This window comes from Ensifer sp. 4252 (genome assembly GCF_050434565.1).
GTDB lineage: Bacteria > Pseudomonadota > Alphaproteobacteria > Rhizobiales > Rhizobiaceae > Ensifer.
The window spans coordinates 1-2,534 of record NZ_JBNDIU010000070.1; the positions used below are offsets into that span (position 1 = coordinate 1).

The following is a 2,534-nucleotide window of genomic DNA, read 5'->3' on the forward strand; positions in this document are numbered from 1 at the left end:
GCAACCGCGCCTATAGCTCATCCGGCCAACATGAGCCTATCGGAGCCCCAAGGCCGATTCCATCTCTCTGGCTTGGGTGGCAGGGGAGGAGGAGTATTGAAGGGACGGTCCTTGTCTTCACAAGACGCGCTCAAATTACCGCCATCGCCCATTTTGAGAGGCGGCTGATATCGGACCGAACGAAGGATGGCATTGCCGAGGCGGGCATTCATTGAAATCGGGCAAGAAGGGCGGCAATTGTGGGGAATGACGCCGGGCGTCCTCTTGGTTCGCTGGCGCGACGGGTGTTAAGTCGACGGCGTCCTTGACTGAGACATAAGCTCCCGTTCGGTGAACAAAGGCGGGATCGGTCGCGACTCGAACGATCACTAGGTGACCAACCGAGCCGCTCTTCCCTGTTTGCGTTCCGCATCGTTGTAATAGCGAGCGGCTTGCACCACCGACTTGTGCAACGACTGCTGCATAGCCTCGGGGAGGGGGATGCCGCGGTTGGCGGCTTCGGTCAGATAACCTGACCGCAATCCATGCGCCGAAAACAGTGTCGGATCGAGCCCGGCTCGTTTGCATCGGCTTTTCAGGATTAAGTTAACCGACTGCGGCGTTAGCGCTAGCCGATCGATATTCCCCCATTGGTCGATGCGTCGGAACACCGGCCCGTCGTTGATACCGGCTTCATCGATCCAGCGTTTCAACGCCGTCACTGGCCGGCCGATCAAGATCACATGTTCATCGTCATCGCTCGTCGTCGTCTTCGTGCGGCCGAGGCGGATCGAGAGGCAGGGGAGGGGAGGGGAATTCTCGTCGTTTGGATCTGTCCGAACCGGGTCCTCATCGGTGAGATCCTCAACGCGCATCGCTGCCACTTCTGATCGGCGGCGTCCGCCGGAGGCGAACGCGGCCAGAAGCACCGCTTGGTCGCGTACATCGACCAGACGCTCGCCGGCGCACGCGAGTAGAAGCTTCGCCAGGATATCGCCGGTCACCGCCTTTTTGCTCTTGCGTTGCCGCGGCCGCGCGCTGGCGCGAACGGCCAGCCGTAGGGCGGACTTCAGCGAAGGGCCGTCAAAGGAACCGACGAGACCGCGCCAACGGGTCAGGATCGACCAGCTTGTTAGCCGGCGGCGAACGGTTCCGGGGGCGTGTGGCCCGTCGACGCGCAGGAGGCGTTGGGAACGCAAGCCGCTTTCCACCTCTGCCGGCATGCCATGGCTTGTATCTTCGGCACGCTTAGCCGGGTCCCAGAGGTGATGGGCGACGAATTTGAGCAGCAGGCTTTCGGGTACGGGCCAGGGGAGGGGGCTGCCGGTCGCAAGCTGGCACCACGCCTCCAGGTAGCCGAGGTCGGAGGCAAGTGCGCGCAGCGTATTGTCGCCCATGCCCTCGCTGGCGAGATGTTTGAGCGTGGCGACATCGTCATCGGTGAGAAGGGCGGCGAGTTGGTCTCGTCGATCGAAGGGCAGGATGGAATCGAGCGCGTCGAGTGCCACCGCGCGCCGCTCTATATCCTGATCAATGCTCATTCTCGAATGGCCCCAACACCTGGATCCGCTCGGAGCGCGCCGCTCCTGCGAGTTTGCGGTCGAGGGTGGCGAGCGGTAGGGACTGGCGGACCGCAAGGTCGAGGTAGGCGGCATCGTAGGCGCTTAGCCCGTGTGCACTCGCGAGCTCGAGCACTGAGCCGTCCTGACCGGCACCCATGTCCTCAAGGGGCAATCGGCGCAGCCGGGCCATCGCGTTATGGGCCTGGCCAGCGGCAATCCGTTGCCGCCGCTCGGCGCTGATCAAAATACTGCGCGTCTCGTGCCAGAACAGGTTGGGCACCGGGCAAGGGCTGGAGATCCCGGCGATCAGCCGCTCGGCCGCTTCGCTGTATTCTTCCGGCAATAGCCAGGCAGCAGCGATCGACGCGTCGAGAACAAAAATGCTCAAAACCGCTGACCCTCACGTTTCCAGTCGAGGATCTCGTCGTTGGACACCGGTTTTGCCCTCATTCTCGCCGCCCGCACCTCGGCGATGAGTGTCGTGAGCTCGTTGTCCTTCTGCACGCGCGAGAGCCGGGCGACCGGATCGTTGCCGCGGGAAATGATAACCTCCTCGCCGGCTTCGACGCGGGCCAGCAGTTCTGAGAGATGGGCTTTGGCCTCGGCGACCTTGACAGTGACGCTCATGGGGAACTCCGTTGAACAGTGTCTCTCGTCGCGGAGATGGCGGACGATCGTGATTTTAATGTTCTGCGCCAAGATAGGACGCGTTTACGAGTTGGTCAACTAGTGGACCATATCACTATCGATACTTGCAACCTATCGATAGTGATCTGCCACGGAAAACGGCGTCCAGACGACGGAATTTTATGGTCGGTTGACTTCCGTTAGGAGAATTTGGTGCATTAATTCATATGGTTAATCTTTGATAAATTCGCGAAGCGTAGCGCTGCGACCGGTACGTGGGGCAGAAAGGGTGGCAAGCGCCGACAGAACGTCTTCTCTCTGCGAACCCGACACGGAATTCAGTTAGTTGTGCATAATGCGCGGGCT

The 2,534-nt window shown here is 61.1% G+C and carries 3 protein-coding genes; all 3 read right to left on the bottom strand.

Going from position 1 to position 2,534, the window contains the following annotated elements:
- Positions 1–368: 368 nt before the first annotated feature.
- The 3 genes from ABIE33_RS36135 to ABIE33_RS36145 are packed head-to-tail and all read right to left on the bottom strand — an operon-like array spanning position 369 to position 2,168.
- Positions 369–1,520, bottom strand: a complete 1,152-nt coding sequence (locus ABIE33_RS36135) for a site-specific integrase (RefSeq protein WP_429133938.1) — start codon at positions 1,518–1,520, stop codon at positions 369–371.
- Positions 1,510–1,929 (bottom strand): type II toxin-antitoxin system VapC family toxin, encoded by a 420-nt coding sequence (locus ABIE33_RS36140; RefSeq protein WP_429133940.1) that lies wholly within the window; start codon positions 1,927–1,929, stop codon positions 1,510–1,512. The genes ABIE33_RS36135 and ABIE33_RS36140 overlap by 11 nt, the downstream gene beginning before the upstream one ends.
- Complete coding sequence (locus tag ABIE33_RS36145; RefSeq protein ID WP_429133942.1) at positions 1,926–2,168, bottom strand: type II toxin-antitoxin system Phd/YefM family antitoxin; 243 nt, start codon at positions 2,166–2,168, stop codon at positions 1,926–1,928. Before ABIE33_RS36145 ends, ABIE33_RS36140 begins: the two co-directional genes overlap by 4 nt.
- Between the last annotated feature and the right edge of the window lie 366 nt (positions 2,169–2,534).

What these genes read in the sequence shown, in the direction of transcription:
- ABIE33_RS36135 (WP_429133938.1), bottom strand. Translation starts at nt 1,520, where the DNA reads ATGAGCATTGATCAGGATATAGAGCGGCGCGCGGTGGCACTCGACGCG.
- ABIE33_RS36145 (WP_429133942.1), bottom strand. Translation starts at nt 2,168, where the DNA reads ATGAGCGTCACTGTCAAGGTCGCCGAGGCCAAAGCCCATCTCTCAGAA.